We start from the raw sequence: 17,274 nt of genomic DNA, 5'->3' as shown, positions 1-17,274 counted from the left end.
TGATTCAGCATCCTGACCTCTTGAGCAAAGCTCAAAGGTCGCGCGCTGCAGAAGCGCTGATCTGGATTCGGACCTTGGCTTTCATCCATTAATATGAGTTAGAGTACGGCGGCCATAGCGGCAGGGCCACTCCTGTTCCCATTCCGAACACAGAAGATAAGCCTGCCCACGTTGCTTACTGTACTGAGGTACGAGAGTCCTCGGGAAATCTGCGTCGCTGCTGTGCTCACTTTATTACCCTTTTTCTTTAGTTAATTTTGATCTGCTAGTTCTGGCTTTGTTTTTCTGATATGTTTTTATCCAGGATCACAATTTGCAGAGTCAAATTGCTATAATGATTTTCCCGATTCGAAGTTCGTTTATTCGATCTCTATAATCTACACTCCGATTATATTCCTTAATTCGCCAGGATGGACATGTTCTGATCATTTCTCTACTTCACTGCCTATATGCATGCCAATACAAAGTCCTCTTGAGCGAAGCTAAATGGATGCGCGCTCCAGAAGCGCTGATATGGCTTGGCTTCCGCAGGATATATCTACTTTACTGGATATATTTACTAGTTGTAATGTCCTGTGAACAGATACTTTCTGGTACGATCATTTTTGGGGATGAACTGGATTCGATTGAAGGTTATATCTGCGTGGAGGATGGACTCATTACCGAAATTGGTGAAGAGTCCACAACAAGCAAGAATATCATTGCTCCATGCTTTGTTAATTCACATACGCATATCGGAGATTCCATTTGTAAAGACCCTGTACTTGGTACATGTGAGAACTTCAGGGTAAAAAAGGACCTTGATTCATTGGTACGTCCTCCAGATGGCCTAAAACACAGGCTGCTTGAAAAAACGTCCTATGCTGATCTTGTGAATTCCATGAGGTCAACTATATAGGATATGTTAGCAACCGGTACCTGTGCTTTTGCAGATTTCAGGGAAGGCGGGGTTCTTGGTATTCTCGCACTTGAAGAGGCCGTTGATGATATCCTTATTGATAGCATAGTTCTCGGAAGGCCGAAAGAAACAGATTCTTCGATAGATTCAGTATTGTCTGATATCAGCAGGGTCCTTCGACATGCAGACGGACTTGGGATGAGTGGGACGAACGATATTGATATGGAACTTCTGCGTAGGTCCAGAAAGGCATCAAAAAGCAATAACAAGATGTTTACAATCCATGCGGGAGAAAAATCAGACGATGATATCGAAAAAGCCCTTTCTCTTGATCCTGATGTCCTGATCCACATGACACAGGCAAAAACATCTGATATGATGGAAGTTGCAGATGCGAATATCCCCATAGTGGTATGTCCTCGTTCCAATTTCATAACTGATGTTGGTATGGCTCCTATATCCGAAATGTTAGAACTGGATGTCACTGTAGCAGTTGGTACTGATAATGTTATGTTGAATTCAGTTAATATGTTCTCTGAAATGGAGATCTTATCCAAGGTTTTTGGTCTTGAGGATAGACAAGTATTTAAGATGTGCACGCTAAATGGGGCATCAATACTGGGATTTAATGATGCAGGTTCTATTAAGAAGGGCAACAAAGCCAATCTTATGATACTTAATGGCACTTCCAATAATCTGAAGGGTATAAGTGACCCGGTGAGCGGAATAGTCAGAAGAGGCAGACCAGATGATATTTTATCCATAATCCATGCAAACGAATGATGGCGAGGGGTAATATGACAAGCGAATTGTACAAGAAAATATTGATCGCAACCGATGGTTCTGAAAAGAACAAAAAGGCAATATCTTATGGTATTGAATTTGCAAAATTGAGTGGGGCAAAGTTGTATGTTGTTTATGTAGTGGATACCGCTGCGTTTGCTTCGATTCCAATGGATGCAGGATGGGAAATGATGTATGAACTTCTGGAAACTGAAGGCAAAGATGCAGCAAAAGGAGTTGAAGAGCTTGCAGCAAATGCAGGTCTGGAATCAGAATCTGCTGTTCTTGAAGGTCACCCCAGTCATGAAATTATTGAATTTGCAAAGAACAATGACATTGATCTGATAGTAATGGGTACACTTGGAAAGACTGGAATTGACAGGTTCCTCCTTGGAAGTGTGGCCGAAAAGATCACTCGCAACTCAGAAGTGCCCGTACTTATTGTACGCAGTGATAAAAACGAATGAAATCAATATTGAGGTTTAAAGAACATGCCTAAGGACACACTCGTTAAAGACGTAATGGTAAAGGATGTTGCATCTGTAGCTCTTCCCGGTTCAAGGGACGAGGTTCTTTCCATTCTGAAAGATAAGCGGGTTTCAGGACTGCCTGTTATCAAAGACAATAAAGTGGTCGGTATTGTAAGTCGATCCAACTTACTGAAGAATCCCACTGAGGAACAACTGGCACTGTTGATGGCACGTGACCCTGTAACAATAGGTTCTGATGAGGATATCACAATTGCAGCACGTCTTCTGCTTAAACATGGTATAAGGAGGCTCCCTGTAGTTGATGACGATAAACTTGTGGGTCTCATCTCAGTTGCTGATGTCGTAGGCGGCATGGTGGATCTGGATATTACTGATCCAATCAGTGAATATCTTAACCATGGGGTTGGCCCGGTTTGGTCTCAAACTCCTCTCCCTGTAGTTGCCCGACATATGGAACTTGCTCACGTTAAGGCAGTTCCTGTTATCGACTCATCTCTTGATCTCGTAGGTATCATCTCAGACAGGGATATAATAAGCTCAAGTGTTATCGAGGATTCTGTTGAAATGTCAGACATGTCTGCAGGCTCTGATGACGATGAGTGGACCTGGGAAAGCATGAGGGATACAATGAGCATCTATTATAGTGTCTCAAGGATCAAAGTCCCGGAAGTTCCTGTGGAAGAGGTCATGGTGAAAGACCCTATCACAGCATCAATCAACATGGGTGTTAGTGAATGTGCACTTAAAATGAAGAGACACAGGATAGATCAGATGCCTGTTGTAGATGCAAACCAGAAATTCATCGGCCTTTTGAGGGATCGCTACCTGCTAAAAGCACTTCTTAAGTATTGATTTTCAGATTGCCAGGGATATTGAGTCTCTGGCGAGTATTTTCTTTATTTTTATAGGTTGGTTTGTTATGGATAAGCCATTTACTTTCATTAATTCAGCAATGTCTGCCGATGGTAAGATCTCCACAAAGGAACGAAAGCAGGTTCGCATTTCTGGTGATGTGGACTTTGATCGGATGGATGATCTTCGTGCAACTTCGGATGGGATCATGGTTGGTATAGGTACTATTCTTGCAGATGATCCAAGTCTTACTGTAAAGTCTGAAGAACGACGGGCTACCCGCAAGAGTAAAGGATCTGATGAAAATCCGGTTCGTATTGTAATTGATAGTAAAGCAAGAACTCCTCTTGATGCAGATATATTCATAAAAGGTGAGGGTAAACGTATCATCGCAGTCTCAGGTTCAGCTCCTGTGGATAAGGTTGAGATGCTTCAGGAGAAAGCAATGGTCATAAGGGCAGGTAAAGAGCGGGTTGATCTCTGTGCACTGATGGCAGAATTGAACTCCATGGGCATAAAGCGTCTAATGGTGGAGGGTGGTGCAACTCTTAATTGGGCTATGCTATCAAGCGGTCTTGTGGATGAGATATATTCATTTGTAGGTAACCTGTTGATAGGGGGTACCAGTGCTCCAACTCTTGTCGATGGTGTGGGTTTTGTAGAATCTGATATCTTATCACTGGAACTTATGAGTATGGAAAAAATGGATGAAGGCGTTCTCCTGAAGTGGGCTGTTATTAATGATATCTGAAGGTTAAGTTTTCTTAAATAATTTCCAGTTTTATTTTTGTCAATATTGGTTTTGTTATCTTATTCCAAAATCGTGCAAAACCTTTAAATTGAAATATTACTTATTTTATTCATGTATCAATATAATGATTGCTTAAATAAGATTATATCATACTTTAATTGGTGATGGTATGAGGTCCAAAATATATCTTCTTGGATTGATCCTGGGTGTGGTCCTTATTGCAGGATGTGTTACAGATAAAACTCCTGTGGATGATGCAGTATCATTAGATTCGGATGAAAGGGCAGCTATCCTTGTTACAGAGCAACAGCAAATAGATGATGCCCTTGAAAATGGTCCTGTTCTTCTCAAAGCAGGTGCTGACTGGTGCCCCCCATGCAGGCAACTGGATCCGGTCATCGATGAGCTTGCAGAGGATTATGAAGGCAGGGCAACAGTTATGCACATTGACACTTCGCTCTCCCCGGGACTTGCCAGCAAGTTCAATGTGTATTCTATACCTGATACCACTGTGATTGTTGACATTGAAGATGGGAAATATGTGTTCATGAGGTATGATGGTGTGAAAGAATTGGATCGCAATAAAGCCAGAGTGCTTGGGTATATGGAAAAAGGAACTTTTGAGACGATCCTCGATCATGCGATCGAATACAGGGAGGATGTTTCCGAGGATTGACCCTCCTTTGAATCGATTTTATATTAATTTACTGGGTGATTGGAAGTGGAATTTGGAGGGGTGACGCCGTTAGCAGCATTTATCGCAGGTTTGATCAGTATATTCTCTCCCTGTGTCCTTTCGCTCCTACCTGCAATATTTGCTTATTCGACCTCTAAAGGACCTTTAAGACCCATTGCAATAGTACTCGGCCTTACAATATCATTTACCGTTATGGGTGTTGTAACATCTGCGTTTGGCTCGCTTTTCCAGCAATATCTTCTGTATCTTAGCTTCTTTGCAGGGCTTATGATCATATTTTTCGGAATCACACTACTCTTTGATCTCGGTGTCTTCAATGTGGTTGGTAGTTTTTCCGGGATAGGTGCAAAAGAAAAAGGTCTGCTTGGAGGTTTACTTTTCGGGATGTCGCTAGGGATCATATGGATTCCCTGTGTGGGCCCTATATTAGCATCGATTCTTACCCTGGTAGCGATCGAAGGTGATATTGCCTATGGTGCTTTTCTACTTTTCATTTACTCAATGGGGCTCGGGATCCCGATGCTTGTGATAGCATATTCTGCGAATCTCTCGTCTTCCGTTCTTAATGGTATTGCAAAGTATGACTCGTATCTCAAAAAAGGTGCAGGTATAGTATTGATCTTTATTGGGCTGTGGATGCTTTATAGCAATGTCCTTGTAAGGTTGTAATATCTCTATAATGAGCTATTGATGCGTTTGTAATAAGAGCAGGTTGATCTGCCAATAATGAGGATAAAAAAAGATTGAAGAAAAGATCGGTGTATGGTATTAACACTCGTCCTTTTCTTTTGCAATGGCAACAAGCTCGTTAACACAAGCAACTGCCATTGGTGTTCCGCCACGTGTTCCGATGCAGGTGATAGATGGAACGTCCATCTTTCTGACTTCTTCCTTTGATTCCGCGGCGTTGACGAAACCAACAGGTGTTCCTACTATAAGTGCCGGTTTGATGCCGTGCTCGATCATCCTGCACACTGCAAGTGCTGCAGATGGTGCATTTCCGATAGCTACAATAGAACCTTCAAGCCTGTCCCTTGCCATAAGGAAACCTGCAGCAGTTCTTGTTATGCCATATTTCTTGGCAACTTCTGCATTCTGGTCTTCATCAAGGACACAAATTACTTCACAGTCATGTCCTTTCTTTGTAACTCCGGCTTTGACCATATTGATATCTACGAAAATAGGGGCTCCATTTTTAATAGCTTCTACTCCCGCATCTACAGGATTGTTGGTGTAGGACATGATATCTGCAACTGATGGGTCTCCTGTGGAGATCACACAACGTTGAGTTACACGTTCTTCAGGAGTTTCCTTTTCTCCCTTAACTATAAGGTCGTGAGCAATGCGACGACTTGTCATGTAGATCGTCTTAGCTTCATCTGTGCGAGCACCCGAGTCAGAACAATCTTTAATGAGCTCCTGATCGATGTTCACTGTCATCTCTACCAGATCTTCAAGTTCCGGGATGTCCTTCTTGTTTGTTTCAGTAGTCATATTTTCTCTGATACCCCCTAGGTGTGATTATTTTTTCGCCTTTCTCATTCTTCCAGATTCGAGAATCAGCATTACAGACGATTATCATTGTGCTCATGTCTACCCAATCATTGTAGTCAAGTACATCTTCAAGGGTTGTGACAATGTAGTCCTGGCTATCGCCACGGAGTGCGTTCTTGACAAGTCCGACAGGCACTGATCCGTCCTTGTGTTTCTTTATGATCTCAATAGCCCTTGAGAAATTTGAATGACGCTGCCTGCTCTTTGGATTGTATAATGAAATCACAAAATCAGCAGATGCTGCTGCGTTCAAACGTTTCTCAATAACTTCCCACGGGGTAAGAAGATCACTAAGGCTGATTACTGAAAAGTCATTTACAATAGGTGCACCGAGTACACTTGCACCGGCAGTGATGGCAGTGACTCCCGGAAGTACTTCTATATCGACATCAAGATCTTCGTGCTCTGCAACTTCAAGAACGAGACCTGCCATGCCATAGACATTTGCATCTCCACCGCTTATCATGGAAACGACCTTGTTCTCTTTAGCAAGGTTTACTGCCTTTTTAGCACGGTCTACTTCTTTACCCATTGCACTGCGGATGATCTCCTGCTCTCCAAGGAGACTTTCCATCTGATCGAGATATGTGCCGTTGCCGACAATATAATCTGAATTCAGTATAACGTCTCTGGCACGTACAGTAAGCTGTTCAACAGAGCCTGGTCCAATGCCGATAATGAATAATTTCCCATTTTTATTTTCATTCTGCGATTGCAATTGTGATCCTTCCATATACTTTCTTTTCCAGTATCAATTTCTTATTATCAGATAATGCTAACGCTGCCGGCTCGGCAACACCCTTGAGTCCAAATCGGCTTGCTTGTGAGTCAGACGGCACTTCAAAACCGTTCAAAATGTCGTCAGGTAGGAACTTGATCTCAAATCCCATTTTATCTATTGCTTCTATAAGGCCGGTTTCGTTCTCTTTAAGAGTAGATGATGCGAACATCTTTATTTCACTTTCATCCCTTCCTACCTCATTCAAAGCATGCTTTACAGCATCAATGACCTCTTCGGATGATACGCCTCTGCGAGCACCAATTCCAAAGTACATTACTGGTCCGCCTTCTCTTTTTTCAACACCGATACATCATTTTCCACAATAACGATCTTTGGCCCCTTTATCTCCAGGACTTCTACGTCCTGGTCAAGCAGAGCACAGTTCACGTCTCTTGTGGATTCCTTGTTAACGATGTCATATCCCAGCTTTGCTGCAATACCTTCTACAGAGTTGCGATTGTGTACTTCGGTAGCTGTGGTTATAACGGGAACTACGCCCATCTCGGATATCCTGCGTACAAGCTCATTTGCACCATGATGTCCTCCGAGCAGTGATATGGCGAAGTTCAGGTTGGAGTCGACCACCACTACTGCAGGGTCTTCCCATTTATCAACTACCAGTGGTGCGATCTCGCGCACAACTATCCCTGTTGCAAAGACTGCAACCAATGCCTGGTAGTCTTTGAAGATCTCCTCAAAGATCCCTTTTTTGTAAATAATAACATCTGCATCGATGTGGTCTGCGAGTTTGTTGGCCACATCGAGATTACGTTCAAATGTTATTACAGCGGTTTTTGTGCTACTCCGTATAAGTGTGACCTCCTGTAATCGACAGGGTCTACTACGCCGCCGATGAGGATCATTGCACTGCGTATGATGCCTTCATCCTTTACCTTCTGTGCAATGTCCGCGACTGTGCCGTAAATGATCTTCTGGTCTGGCCAGGATGCGTGGAATACAACAGCCACCGGGGTATCGTCTGAATACTCGACTTTTTCCATGATCTCTTCGATCTTTTGGGTACCGAGGAAAACTGCCATTGTGGTATTGTGCTTTGACAGACCTTTCAGATCATCTTCTTCCAGTGTTTTTCCTGCAGGACGTGTGATGATGAGTGTGTCGGAAACACCATTGAGTGTAAGCTGGGTGCCAAGTGCTGCAGCGGTTGCGAAAACAGAAGATACTCCGGGCACACGTTCTACTGTAATATCGTACTTCTTCAGCTCTTCCATCTGCTCAACGACGTTACCGTAGAGGGATGGGTCCCCACTGTGCAGGCGTACGACCTTCTTTCCTTCCTTAATGGCATCTGCCATTTTCTTTGTGATCTCGTCAAGGGTCAGGCCATAACTGTCGACCTTTTCTCCCTTGCAGTAGTTGACGACTTCAGGGTTAACAAGTGAACCTGCGTAGACAACAAGATCTGCTTCTTCCAGTTTCTCGCGTCCAAGAAGTGTGATAAGTTTTGGGTTCCCTGGTCCGGCACCCACAAAAGTAATTACATTATCTGTCATTTCAGATGACCTCTTTAGTCCTTTTTAGCATACACGATGCTGAAGTAGTTTCCTTTCTCAGGGATCTCGTCTGAATTCTTGATAATAACTTCCCTGTCAGAGAATAGTCTCTCTGCAAAGACAAATTCGTTATATCCTTCCTTTCTAAAGTCGTCCATGATCTCTTTTGGATGGACTGCCTTGAGCCTGATCTTGTGCTTCTTTTCAGATCCATCACTGACCTCAAAAGAGCTGTCAACTTCTGCATCAGCTCTTGCAGCAAAGGATGTTATTGAACTAATTCCCGGTACGGTTGAAGTTTCAACGTCAGGGTAATGCTTGTTCATGACACGCTTCAGGTGTGTGAATGTGGAAAAGAAATTTGGATCTCCGATAAGGCCGAAAGCAACAGTTCCGTTCCTTGATTCATCTGCAATAAGGTCAGCATTCTTCTTCCATACTTCGTTCAGAACATCATAATCCCTCAACATGGGGAAATCCAGAATTACTGGTGTCGCATATGGTTCTACAAGTTTTGCTGCCATATCTCCAGGTACATACACCTTATCGCTGTTCTTGAGAATTTCCACAGCTTTAAGTGTAAGAAGTTTCGGGTCACCTGGCCCAAGTCCTACTCCTATCAACATTTTTCTATCTCCACTGTATTATAAATTATAGATCTTATTAATGGTTTCAGTTCCTTTTTTATGCACTCTGCAGCTTTCCTACTACAATATAGACCGGGTTCTCTGGTTTAAACATGGTTTCGCCTGTAAGCTCATAACCTCTGGTAATGGTGACATGGATGACCTCTGAGAATATTCCCAACTCTTTCATCTTATTCATCACATTGACCACGGTTTCGATCCTTACCGCGTTAACAACAATATTTCTTGCCTTTTTCTTATAGAGCACATCCAGTACCTTGGATATGTTCTTTGTCCCGCCTACAAACGCACAGTCAATGGATCCTATCTCAGCGTTCTCATCAATAGATTCGGAAGATTCACCACTAATTAGTGTAACATCCTCAACGCCGAAGTTCCTGAAGTTCTGTCTTGCAACATCGATGGCTTTTTCTCTCGCATCCATGGCAACGACCTTAAGGCCACGTGCTATTTTTGATGCTTCAATAGAAACAGCACCTGTTCCACACCCTACATCATAGAATGTGATCCCATCTTTCAGGTCCATTTTTGATAGTGATATCGCAATGACCTCTGGCTTTGTTGGCCCTCCGCTTATGTGCAATAGATCTGACATTTTTCACCTAACTAAAGTAAATTGGAGTTAATTAGATATAGCATAATAAACGTTGTCACATAAAAGGTTGTTGTGAATGAATACTAAAAAACATCTGTTAATATTGGGAACAGCATCTCATGTTGGCAAGAGTGCAATTGTGACTGGTCTTTGTCGCATACTTTCAGCCAACCATAAGGTTGCTCCTTTCAAAGCACAGAACATGAGTCTTAACTCATGGATCACACAGGACGGGAAAGAGATCGGTATCGCTCAGGCAATACAGGCGATGGCAGCAGGCGTTGAGCCGACTGCAGATATGAATCCTGTACTGCTTAAACCCAAAGGGGATCGTGTCTCACAGGTAATACTCCTAGGGGAGCCTTATGCTGACAAAAGTGCAGGCTCGTATTATGACTCCATAGAGGAAACTCATGATGTCCTAAGGGGTGCACTTAGGCGGCTTGCAGATGAGTATGATATTATTGTTATGGAGGGTGCCGGCGGTGCTGCTGAGATCAACCTCTATGAGCGCGACATTGTTAATATCGGAACTGCAAGGCTGACCGATGCGCCTATTATTCTGGTAGGGGATATTGAAAGAGGTGGTGTTTTCGCAAGTCTTTATGGTACTATTGAGCTCCTGCCTGAGGATGTGCGCAAAAATGTATGTGGTTTTATCATAAACAAGTTCAGGGGCGACCCTACAATACTGGAGTCCGGTCTTACTGAACTTGAAGAGCGCACAGGTATTCCTGTCCTTGGCGTCCTTCCACATTTCAAGCTACGTATCCCTTCAGAGGATTCTGTGTCGATCGGAGACAAGTCTTCTGATGATGCCGGAGTTCATGATGTTGATATTGCAGTTATACGCCTTCCCAGAATCTCCAACTTCACAGATTTCGAGCCTCTGGAACGTATGGCAAAGGTAAGATATGTGGATCTTGACGATGACCTTGGTACTCCTGATGCTATTATAATTCCTGGTACTAAGAACACTACCAGTGACCTGCACGATCTAATGGAAAGTGGCATGGCTGGAAAAATAAGGTCCTTTAATGGTAAGGTCCCGATACTTGGTATCTGTGGCGGTTACCAGATGCTTGGAAATTCAATTGTTGATTCCGGCATTGAAGGCGGCGAATCTGCTCGCTTTGAAGGTCTTGGCCTGCTCGACATTGATACTGTGTTCGATGCATATGAGAAACGAACGGTTCAGGTAACGAAAACCATTAACGAATGTGGTCCTATTCTAGGATGCATAAATGGTGAGGTTGTAAAGGGATATGAGATCCATATGGGGATGTCAACATCAAATAGACCGGTTTTCGGAGATGATGGCTGCGCTGATGAAAGTGGTCTTGTGATCGGAACATATCTTCATGGATTATTTGAGAATCAGAATATCAGGCATGCTCTTATAAAATATCTGGCTGAAAAGAAAGGTCTGGTCTTTGAAGATGAGGATATTCCGGATATTGATCCGTATGACGAACTTGCTGATGTTATGCGTGAACGTCTGGACATGCCCCGTATCTATGAAATGATTGGATTGGGCCCTGAGGGGATCTGATCAGTATTTCATCTTTTATTTTACTTTTTTTTCTTTCTGCTCAGGGTTTAAGTTATAAATTTTCTCTTTTTGTATCCTGCTGATATTCATATGATCCGTTTCAGCAAAAAGCTTTGGTATGGTTGTGAGACCTGATGCGTGATTTATCTTCTTCATTTAGTTTTTTCTGTATGTGCAAGGCTTTGCATTGAAGAAAGTTTATATACAAAGACACATGTTATACATCATTGTACACAATTATACATTAATGCAAGGAAGTGTCAATATGAAATATTATCTCCAAAAATTAGTTGATGGTTATGATCTGACGATGGCCGAGGCAGAAGCAGCCATGGAGCAGATATTTGAGAGTGCAACAGACACACAGATCGGTGCATTTGTAATGGCCATGAAGATGAAGGGTGAAACCTCCGATGAGATCGCAGGGTTTGCAAAGGCTATGCTAAAAGTGGCCAATATGATATCTCCTGATGTGCAGGGCACTCTCGTGGATACTTGTGGTACAGGCGGTGATCGTCATAATACTATTAATATTTCAACAACTGCTGCTATCGTTGCAGCTGCTGCAGGGGTAAATGTAGCAAAACACGGGAATTATTCATTCACATCTCTTTCAGGAAGTGCTGATGTGCTCAAAGAGCTCGGTATAAAGATCGACCTTGAGCCTGAATATGTGAAAAGTTCAATTGAGGACATTGGTATCGGTTTCATGCTGGCTCCGATGTTCCATCCTGCAATGAAGAGGATGGTAGGCCCCAGAAAAGAACTTGGGATAAGGACAATGTTCAATATCCTCGGTCCACTGACAAATCCTACTGGTGCAAAGTCACAGGTCATAGGTGTTTTTGACAAGAATCTTTGCAAGCTTATGGCAGAAGTTCTTTGTAAACTTGGTAAGGAGCATGTATTAGTGCTTCACGGTGATGGGATGGATGAGATCAGCACCCTTTCCGAAACGTATGTTGCTGAACTCAAAGATGGTGCTGTGAACACATACACGATCACTCCTGAGGAATTTGGTATCTCCAGAGCTAAAGCTACAGATATTGTGGGTGGTACTCCGGAAGAGAATGCCGGTGATATTCTTTACATCTTCAATGGTGAAAAGGGTCCAAAAAGGGATATTGTTGTTGTCAATGCAGCAGCTGCGATCTATGTTTCAGGCATGGCAAACTCCATAAAGGAAGCTATTCCAATTGCAGAAGAGGCAATTGATAGCAAGAAAGCCTTATACAAACTTAAGGAATTCATAGAATTTACATCAGGTAAAAAGGTGGATAATGAATCACTCAACGCGTGTCAAGGTATGCGGGATGAAGTCTGTTGAAGACATCGATCTTGCAGTAAGCTCAGGTGCCGATGCTGTTGGTTTCATAACCGATGTTCCTGTGGAAACGCCAAGGAAGATCGATCTCAAAAAGGCAGAAGAACTTGTTTATCATGTGCCTTTTTTTGTGGATTCAGTATTGGTTATCATGCCGGGATCTGCCGGTGAAGCTATTGATATGATAAATTCCATCGGACCGGATGTGGTTCAGATACACAATGCTCCAGGTATTGGTGATATGAGGTCTGTTCGTGACAATACAGATGTTAAGATAATTCAAACCTTCCATGTTCCTTCGGAACGTAATGTACTGGTGAATGAACTTGTAGGTGAGATCAATTTGCTTTCATCTGAGGATCTTATAGATGGTGTCCTTCTGGATTCTTATGTTTCCGGTAAGGTCGGTGGTACGGGGAAGATCCATGACCTCTCTATAAGCAGGCAGGTCGTGGAACTTGTGGATATCCCTGTGGTCCTTGCAGGCGGTTTGAATGCTGATAATGTTGCAGAGTGTGTAAAGCAGGTATCTCCCTTTGCTGTGGATACAGCTTCAGGCGTAGAAACAGATGGGAAAAAAGATGCTGAAAAGATAAGGCGTTTTATAAAAGAAGTTAGGTGTGCAAGATGATATCGTTCGATCTTACAAAAGATGAGTTCACAGAGCTTGTGAATATTTCAGAGAAACCTGCACTTGTACAGCTTATGGCTAAGGTAAGGTCGGATTGTACTCCCTTGCAGTTATACACAACTTTCCAGGATGAAAATTATTCTTACATGCTGGAATCGGTTGAAAAAGAAAAAAGGCATGCACGTTTTTCCTTCGTTGGTGCTTATCCTGATGTCGTGGTTAAGATAAGTGGACGCAAGCTTACTCTTGAATATGGTTTAGATTCTGTATTGATCGAAGCTATTCGTTCAAAGCTGGATTTAGAATGTAATGATCTTGTGGATGACGGTTCCGTTCTGATGGCCGACATAAAAGATGGTTCTGATGTGGTGGATGCTCTTCGTACAGTTTTCCCAACAGCTGATGGAACTGTTCTCCTGAACGGGGAACGATTTGACAGACAGACCTTCCTCGGAGGTGCCATAGGCTACAATGGTTATGATATGGTCTACGACTGCTGGTTAGATATTCAAAGGAGTCACCAGTCAGATGTGCCTGACATGCAGTTCATTCTGACCACAAGGACATTCGTCTTTGATCACCTTACCGATGAGACCTACATGGTGATGACACCATTTGCAGGTGTGGATTGTGATCCTGGCAAATTGTATGATGATGCTCTGAACGAAGCCGAAGAAATGTGCCAGTGTCTTCGCGATGCAGCCGCTGTCCGGCTTGATGAAGTGCCAGTGGTTTCAGGCTCATCAGAAGCTGTCTGTAATATGGATCAAGATGCATTTGAGAATGCGGTGCTTGCAGCCAAGCAGCATATCCTTGATGGGGATATCTTTCAGGTTGTTTTATCCAGACGCTATTCAATGGAAATAGAACAAACTCCTCTGGAGTTGTATCGTACTCTCAGGGATATTAATCCCAGTCCGTATATGTATCTGTTCAGTTTCCGCGACCTGAATATAGTGGGTGCGAGTCCTGAGACCCTCATGACCGTTCATGACCGTAAGGTCATAACAAATCCTATTGCAGGTACATGTCTTCGGGGTAAAGATGAGGCCGAGGATGACGAATATGCTGCTAAGATGATGTCCGACAAGAAAGAGCGTGCTGAGCATGTTATGCTTGTGGACCTTGGCAGGAACGATGTACGCATGGTCTCAAAGTCCGGTTCGGTGAAGGTCAGTGATTTCATGAGCGTTGTGAAATATTCTCACGTGCAGCACATAGAGAGCACTGTTTGCGGAGAACTTCGACCCGAGTGTGACCAGTTCGATGCCACACGTGCCATTTTCCCGGCAGGAACTCTCTCAGGTGCTCCAAAAATAAGGGCCATGGAGATAATTGATGAGTTCGAGCCATCTGCAAGGGGCATATATGGCGGAGGAGTTGGATATTACTCGTGGAATGGTGATGTTGATACGGCCATTGTCATAAGGACAGTAATAATCAAGGATGGTGTTGCCAATGTACAGGCAGGGGCCGGAATCGTTGCAGATTCCGATCCGACGTATGAATATGAGGAAACGGAACGCAAGATGGCTGCTATGATTGCTGCTATGGGGGGAAAACGATGAAGGTACTTTTTGTTAACAACAGGGATTCCTTCGTATGGAATCTTGTGGATTATGTTTCCATGTTCGAATCTGATACTCTGGTCGTTCCGAACACTATCTCTATAGGTGAGGTCCGGGAAATATCTCCTGATGCAATCGTCATATCTCCGGGTCCGGGAAATCCTGGCAATAGTCGTGATGTCGGAAGTTGCATCGAAATCATCCACGAATTTGGTGATAAGATCCCGATACTTGGAGTTTGTTTCGGACATCAGGCTATAAACACTGCTTTTGGTGGAACTGTAGATCATTCAAAGGGTGGTCCGGTTCATGGGAAGGCTTCAATGGTAATACATGATACATCCTCTCTGTTCGATGGGATCTCGACCTCATTCTATGCAGGTAGGTATCATTCCCTTTCAGTTGACAGAGTGGCAGAAGATCTGGAAATAATCGCACAGGATGAGAATGGTCTGATCATGGGGGTAAGGCATAAGGAATATCCGATATATGGTGTCCAGTTCCATCCGGAGTCGGTCTTAACACCTGAAGGGCTGAAGCTCATTGAAAATTTCCTGAAAATCGCAGGTATGGGAACGAAGGATTAATGTCCATTAGAAGCATGTGAATATGTATGATCATCGGACTTACCGGGACTCCCGGTACGGGAAAAACCTCTGTTTGCAGGATACTTGAGGGTCGTGGATATCGTGTTATACACATGAACGACCTTATCAAGAATGAACATCTTTACACTGAGGTCGACGAGGCAAGGGATACCGTTGTAGCTGATATGGACAAAGTGCTCTCTCGTGTATGTGAACTTGTGGGTGATGATGAAGCTGTGACAATACTTGACAGCCACATGTCCCACTACATTGCTGACATTGTGATCGTGTTACGCACTGCTCCTTCTGAGCTTAAAAAACGCCTGGAATCTCGTAATTATTCAGATCCCAAGGTGCAGGAGAATGTTGAAGCCGAGTGTCTTGATGTGATCCTTGTGGAATCTGTTGAATGGTGTCAGCTAGTCTATGAGGTGGATACCACTGGCAGGGATCCTGATGATGTGGTTGAGGATGTTGAACGGATTATCTCAGGCATTCTCTCGGGAGATGACACTCTTGTTTATTCCCAATACAAGCCTGGTTCGTTTGACTGGAGCGAAGAGATATTTTAATAGGGGCCCGCTTTATTTTTTGGGGATTGTTTTGTCAGGTGTAACTCCATAGTAATCTGTTGTCGCTTTTCCCCATATACATCCTTTTTTTCCAACGATCTTCAATTCCATTTTTTGCAGTGCTTTGCCTATTCTATTTCCTGCTCTTGCAGATCTGCAAACAGGACAGTATTTTTCACAGAAAACTGGGGCTTTTTCTTTTGGTGTTGTCATTTTAGTTTCCTCTTTTAGTTTGTCTGATGGGACTTTGTCCCCTCTCATCATAAATTATACTCAAGTATCAGCTAATATCTCTGACTGCCATAAATATATACAAAAACGAAGGTGATGCATTAGTATAATTCTTTTTTTGAAGACAAAATTTGATATACTTTTCAATCATTTAATTATACATATTGTAAAAGGAGTGTTTTTTATGAAATTTACAAAGATAGGAATAATTTTACTTTTAGTGTCCGTACTGGTGGTATCGGGTTGTTCTGATTCAAATGATAGTCCGGAAGAAGTTTCCGAAATAGCTGAAGATCTCGGAGTTGATGTGATCAGTACATCATTCGATGATTTTGGTGTGGTTTTCTGTGATCCGGAAACTTCACAGGATGAAATTGCTGCTCTTATTGATGAAGAGTATAAAGGTAACTTCGTCCAGTGGACAGGTACGATATATGCAGTTACTGATAATGGTAAGTCATATACTGCACAGGTTCAGCATTGTCCAGATTCTCTTTCTGATGCTGCTGTTACTTTCAAGGCTGATCAGAACGAAGCAGCATCTAATCTCATAAAAGGTCAGGAGATAACTTATATTGGAAGAATAACACGTTACCAGAAAGGCATTGGTTTCTGGGTGGAAGAAGCTTCTATCGTGTCCTGAGCAGTATAAAACATGCTATATTTATCATGATGGTGGCATTGTGTCACCATCTGTCTGTTTTTAACACTGATCTTATTAATAGTCGAACCCATCGGTTCCGGATACTCGTTTTAGACGCCTTACTCCGTCGATCTCATCGATGACATCGGCAACAGCATCAGGAACAAGATGTTTCCATTCTTCATCTGCAAGCATACGCCTTCGTATCTCTGTACCGGAATGTTGTTCCCTTTGGTACATTGGAGGTTGCTTTACAGTTATTCCTGCTTCTTCAAAAAGTTCGATAACAAGAGGGTTGTTAGTATAAGCTGTGTCAAAAGGAGGGGTTCTTGATGTCACGTATGATACCCATATTGGATTTTGTTGTATGTCGTCAATGGGTAAAGCATAGAAATGAACATCAATGTCTTCGAGGGCATGGCGTATCATCATAACTCGCTCACCTGCAGTGAACGGATTGTTCGCCTCGTGGGTCCTTTGGGCACTTCCTATTCCTATGATCAGTTCATCAACCTCTTCTGCGATACTTGTTATCACAGAGTAGTGGCCAAGATGAAATGGCTGGAAGCGCCCGATGTAAAATGCCCTTTTCATATTCATATT

The 17,274-nt window shown here is 43.0% G+C and carries 23 protein-coding genes and 1 rRNA gene; 15 read left to right on the top strand and 9 right to left on the bottom strand.

Going from position 1 to position 17,274, the window contains the following annotated elements:
* The first annotated feature begins 104 nt into the window (after window positions 1-104).
* The 8 genes from rrf to E7X57_RS11955 all read left to right on the top strand — a co-directional run bounded on the left by rrf (window position 105) and on the right by E7X57_RS11955 (window position 5,141).
* A 5S ribosomal RNA gene (rrf, locus tag E7X57_RS11985) occupies window positions 105-226 on the top strand.
* Window positions 227-472: 246 nt separating this feature from the next.
* Window positions 473-898: a hypothetical protein gene (locus E7X57_RS12990; RefSeq protein WP_371413201.1), complete on the top strand. Its 426-nt coding sequence runs from the start codon at window positions 473-475 to the stop codon at window positions 896-898.
* Between the two features lie 3 nt (window positions 899-901).
* Window positions 902-1,681: an amidohydrolase family protein gene (locus tag E7X57_RS11980; RefSeq protein ID WP_371413200.1), complete on the top strand. Its 780-nt coding sequence runs from the start codon at window positions 902-904 to the stop codon at window positions 1,679-1,681.
* Between the two features lie 14 nt (window positions 1,682-1,695).
* Window positions 1,696-2,148, top strand: coding sequence for a universal stress protein (locus tag E7X57_RS11975; RefSeq protein WP_135613184.1), 453 nt, complete (start codon window positions 1,696-1,698; stop codon window positions 2,146-2,148).
* Between the two features lie 24 nt (window positions 2,149-2,172).
* On the top strand, window positions 2,173-3,024 hold the full coding sequence (locus E7X57_RS11970; RefSeq protein WP_135613183.1) for a CBS domain-containing protein: 852 nt from the start codon (window positions 2,173-2,175) through the stop codon (window positions 3,022-3,024).
* A gap of 67 nt (window positions 3,025-3,091) precedes the next feature.
* A complete protein-coding gene (locus tag E7X57_RS11965) occupies window positions 3,092-3,775 on the top strand; it encodes a 2,5-diamino-6-(ribosylamino)-4(3H)-pyrimidinone 5'-phosphate reductase (RefSeq protein ID WP_135613182.1) in 684 nt (227 codons plus the stop codon).
* Between the two features lie 169 nt (window positions 3,776-3,944).
* Window positions 3,945-4,451 carry a co-chaperone YbbN gene (locus E7X57_RS11960; protein WP_135613181.1) on the top strand — a complete coding sequence of 169 codons (507 nt, stop codon included), beginning with the start codon at window positions 3,945-3,947 and terminating at the stop codon, window positions 4,449-4,451.
* 45 nt (window positions 4,452-4,496) lie between these two features.
* Window positions 4,497-5,141, top strand: a complete 645-nt coding sequence (locus E7X57_RS11955) for a cytochrome c biogenesis CcdA family protein (RefSeq protein WP_135613180.1) — start codon at window positions 4,497-4,499, stop codon at window positions 5,139-5,141.
* 99 nt (window positions 5,142-5,240) lie between these two features.
* On the opposite strand, the gene E7X57_RS11950 is transcribed toward E7X57_RS11955, so the two are convergent.
* The 7 genes from E7X57_RS11950 to cbiT are packed head-to-tail and all read right to left on the bottom strand — an operon-like array spanning window position 5,241 to window position 9,563.
* Window positions 5,241-5,966 carry a precorrin-8X methylmutase gene (locus E7X57_RS11950; RefSeq protein ID WP_135613179.1) on the bottom strand — a complete coding sequence of 242 codons (726 nt, stop codon included), beginning with the start codon at window positions 5,964-5,966 and terminating at the stop codon, window positions 5,241-5,243.
* Window positions 5,956-6,759, bottom strand: coding sequence for a precorrin-3B C(17)-methyltransferase (cobJ, locus tag E7X57_RS11945; RefSeq protein ID WP_135613178.1), 804 nt, complete (start codon window positions 6,757-6,759; stop codon window positions 5,956-5,958). The genes E7X57_RS11950 and cobJ overlap by 11 nt, the downstream gene beginning before the upstream one ends.
* Entirely contained in the window at window positions 6,728-7,081 is a 354-nt protein-coding gene (locus E7X57_RS11940; RefSeq protein ID WP_135613177.1) for a cobalamin biosynthesis protein, read from the bottom strand. Before E7X57_RS11940 ends, cobJ begins: the two co-directional genes overlap by 32 nt.
* On the bottom strand, window positions 7,081-7,566 hold the full coding sequence (locus E7X57_RS11935; RefSeq protein ID WP_244603698.1) for a cobalamin biosynthesis protein CbiG: 486 nt from the start codon (window positions 7,564-7,566) through the stop codon (window positions 7,081-7,083). The genes E7X57_RS11940 and E7X57_RS11935 overlap by 1 nt, the downstream gene beginning before the upstream one ends.
* A 23-nt stretch (window positions 7,567-7,589) precedes the next feature.
* Complete coding sequence (cobM, locus tag E7X57_RS11930; RefSeq protein WP_135613175.1) at window positions 7,590-8,321, bottom strand: precorrin-4 C(11)-methyltransferase; 732 nt, start codon at window positions 8,319-8,321, stop codon at window positions 7,590-7,592.
* Window positions 8,322-8,335: 14 nt separating this feature from the next.
* Complete coding sequence (locus E7X57_RS11925) at window positions 8,336-8,947, bottom strand: cobalt-factor II C(20)-methyltransferase (protein ID WP_135613174.1); 612 nt, start codon at window positions 8,945-8,947, stop codon at window positions 8,336-8,338.
* 58 nt (window positions 8,948-9,005) lie between these two features.
* The gene (gene cbiT, locus E7X57_RS11920; protein ID WP_135613173.1) at window positions 9,006-9,563 is read right to left on the bottom strand and encodes a precorrin-6Y C5,15-methyltransferase (decarboxylating) subunit CbiT; all 558 of its coding nucleotides are present in this window, start codon (window positions 9,561-9,563) and stop codon (window positions 9,006-9,008) included.
* A 76-nt stretch (window positions 9,564-9,639) separates the two neighbouring features.
* Between cbiT and E7X57_RS11915 the strand changes: the two genes are divergently transcribed.
* From E7X57_RS11915 to E7X57_RS11890, 6 genes are all read left to right on the top strand, one after another.
* Complete coding sequence (locus E7X57_RS11915) at window positions 9,640-11,115, top strand: cobyric acid synthase (RefSeq protein WP_135613172.1); 1,476 nt, start codon at window positions 9,640-9,642, stop codon at window positions 11,113-11,115.
* A gap of 265 nt (window positions 11,116-11,380) precedes the next feature.
* Window positions 11,381-12,442, top strand: a complete 1,062-nt coding sequence (gene trpD, locus E7X57_RS11910; RefSeq protein ID WP_135613171.1) for an anthranilate phosphoribosyltransferase — start codon at window positions 11,381-11,383, stop codon at window positions 12,440-12,442.
* Window positions 12,429-13,070, top strand: coding sequence for a phosphoribosylanthranilate isomerase (locus E7X57_RS11905; RefSeq protein WP_244603697.1), 642 nt, complete (start codon window positions 12,429-12,431; stop codon window positions 13,068-13,070). The genes trpD and E7X57_RS11905 overlap by 14 nt, the downstream gene beginning before the upstream one ends.
* The gene (gene trpE / locus E7X57_RS11900) at window positions 13,067-14,638 is read left to right on the top strand and encodes an anthranilate synthase component I (protein WP_135613169.1); all 1,572 of its coding nucleotides are present in this window, start codon (window positions 13,067-13,069) and stop codon (window positions 14,636-14,638) included. The genes E7X57_RS11905 and trpE overlap by 4 nt, the downstream gene beginning before the upstream one ends.
* Complete coding sequence (locus E7X57_RS11895) at window positions 14,635-15,225, top strand: aminodeoxychorismate/anthranilate synthase component II (RefSeq protein WP_135613168.1); 591 nt, start codon at window positions 14,635-14,637, stop codon at window positions 15,223-15,225. Before trpE ends, E7X57_RS11895 begins: the two co-directional genes overlap by 4 nt.
* Window positions 15,226-15,251: 26 nt before the next feature.
* Window positions 15,252-15,797 carry an adenylate kinase family protein gene (locus tag E7X57_RS11890; RefSeq protein WP_135613167.1) on the top strand — a complete coding sequence of 182 codons (546 nt, stop codon included), beginning with the start codon at window positions 15,252-15,254 and terminating at the stop codon, window positions 15,795-15,797.
* Between the two features lie 12 nt (window positions 15,798-15,809).
* On the opposite strand, the gene E7X57_RS11885 is transcribed toward E7X57_RS11890, so the two are convergent.
* The gene (locus tag E7X57_RS11885; protein WP_135613166.1) at window positions 15,810-16,010 is read right to left on the bottom strand and encodes a hypothetical protein; all 201 of its coding nucleotides are present in this window, start codon (window positions 16,008-16,010) and stop codon (window positions 15,810-15,812) included.
* Between the two features lie 202 nt (window positions 16,011-16,212).
* On the opposite strand from E7X57_RS11885, the gene E7X57_RS11880 reads away from it, so the two are divergent.
* Complete coding sequence (locus E7X57_RS11880; protein ID WP_135613165.1) at window positions 16,213-16,671, top strand: hypothetical protein; 459 nt, start codon at window positions 16,213-16,215, stop codon at window positions 16,669-16,671.
* Between the two features lie 75 nt (window positions 16,672-16,746).
* Here the strand turns inward: E7X57_RS11880 and E7X57_RS11875 are convergent, their stop codons facing one another.
* Window positions 16,747-17,271 (bottom strand): nicotinamide-nucleotide adenylyltransferase, encoded by a 525-nt coding sequence (locus E7X57_RS11875; RefSeq protein WP_135613164.1) that lies wholly within the window; start codon window positions 17,269-17,271, stop codon window positions 16,747-16,749.
* Between the last annotated feature and the right edge of the window lie 3 nt (window positions 17,272-17,274).

It is taken from the genome of Methanococcoides sp. AM1 (assembly GCF_900774055.1).
Taxonomy (GTDB): Archaea; Halobacteriota; Methanosarcinia; order Methanosarcinales; family Methanosarcinaceae; genus Methanococcoides.
The sequence above is the reverse complement of the archived record's forward strand: the minus strand, read 5'-3'. Positions and strand labels throughout refer to the sequence as shown.

Bases quoted from the DNA above. Each gene is read 5' to 3' on its own strand.
- E7X57_RS11980 (WP_371413200.1), top strand. From the start codon at position 902: ATGTTAGCAACCGGTACCTGTGCTTTTGCAGATTTCAGGGAAGGCGGG.
- E7X57_RS11975 (WP_135613184.1), top strand. From the start codon at position 1,696: ATGACAAGCGAATTGTACAAGAAAATATTGATCGCAACCGATGGTTCT.
- E7X57_RS11970 (WP_135613183.1), top strand. From the start codon at position 2,173: ATGCCTAAGGACACACTCGTTAAAGACGTAATGGTAAAGGATGTTGCA.
- E7X57_RS11965 (WP_135613182.1), top strand. From the start codon at position 3,092: ATGGATAAGCCATTTACTTTCATTAATTCAGCAATGTCTGCCGATGGT.
- E7X57_RS11960 (WP_135613181.1), top strand. From the start codon at position 3,945: ATGAGGTCCAAAATATATCTTCTTGGATTGATCCTGGGTGTGGTCCTT.
- E7X57_RS11950 (WP_135613179.1), bottom strand. From the start codon at position 5,966: ATGACTACTGAAACAAACAAGAAGGACATCCCGGAACTTGAAGATCTG.
- cobJ (WP_135613178.1), bottom strand. From the start codon at position 6,759: ATGGAAGGATCACAATTGCAATCGCAGAATGAAAATAAAAATGGGAAA.
- E7X57_RS11940 (WP_135613177.1), bottom strand. From the start codon at position 7,081: ATGTACTTTGGAATTGGTGCTCGCAGAGGCGTATCATCCGAAGAGGTC.
- cobM (WP_135613175.1), bottom strand. From the start codon at position 8,321: ATGACAGATAATGTAATTACTTTTGTGGGTGCCGGACCAGGGAACCCA.
- E7X57_RS11925 (WP_135613174.1), bottom strand. From the start codon at position 8,947: ATGTTGATAGGAGTAGGACTTGGGCCAGGTGACCCGAAACTTCTTACA.
- cbiT (WP_135613173.1), bottom strand. From the start codon at position 9,563: ATGTCAGATCTATTGCACATAAGCGGAGGGCCAACAAAGCCAGAGGTC.
- E7X57_RS11915 (WP_135613172.1), top strand. From the start codon at position 9,640: ATGAATACTAAAAAACATCTGTTAATATTGGGAACAGCATCTCATGTT.
- trpD (WP_135613171.1), top strand. From the start codon at position 11,381: ATGAAATATTATCTCCAAAAATTAGTTGATGGTTATGATCTGACGATG.
- E7X57_RS11905 (WP_244603697.1), top strand. From the start codon at position 12,429: ATGAAGTCTGTTGAAGACATCGATCTTGCAGTAAGCTCAGGTGCCGAT.
- trpE (WP_135613169.1), top strand. From the start codon at position 13,067: ATGATATCGTTCGATCTTACAAAAGATGAGTTCACAGAGCTTGTGAAT.
- E7X57_RS11895 (WP_135613168.1), top strand. From the start codon at position 14,635: ATGAAGGTACTTTTTGTTAACAACAGGGATTCCTTCGTATGGAATCTT.
- E7X57_RS11890 (WP_135613167.1), top strand. From the start codon at position 15,252: ATGATCATCGGACTTACCGGGACTCCCGGTACGGGAAAAACCTCTGTT.
- E7X57_RS11885 (WP_135613166.1), bottom strand. From the start codon at position 16,010: ATGACAACACCAAAAGAAAAAGCCCCAGTTTTCTGTGAAAAATACTGT.
- E7X57_RS11880 (WP_135613165.1), top strand. From the start codon at position 16,213: ATGAAATTTACAAAGATAGGAATAATTTTACTTTTAGTGTCCGTACTG.
- E7X57_RS11875 (WP_135613164.1), bottom strand. From the start codon at position 17,271: ATGAATATGAAAAGGGCATTTTACATCGGGCGCTTCCAGCCATTTCAT.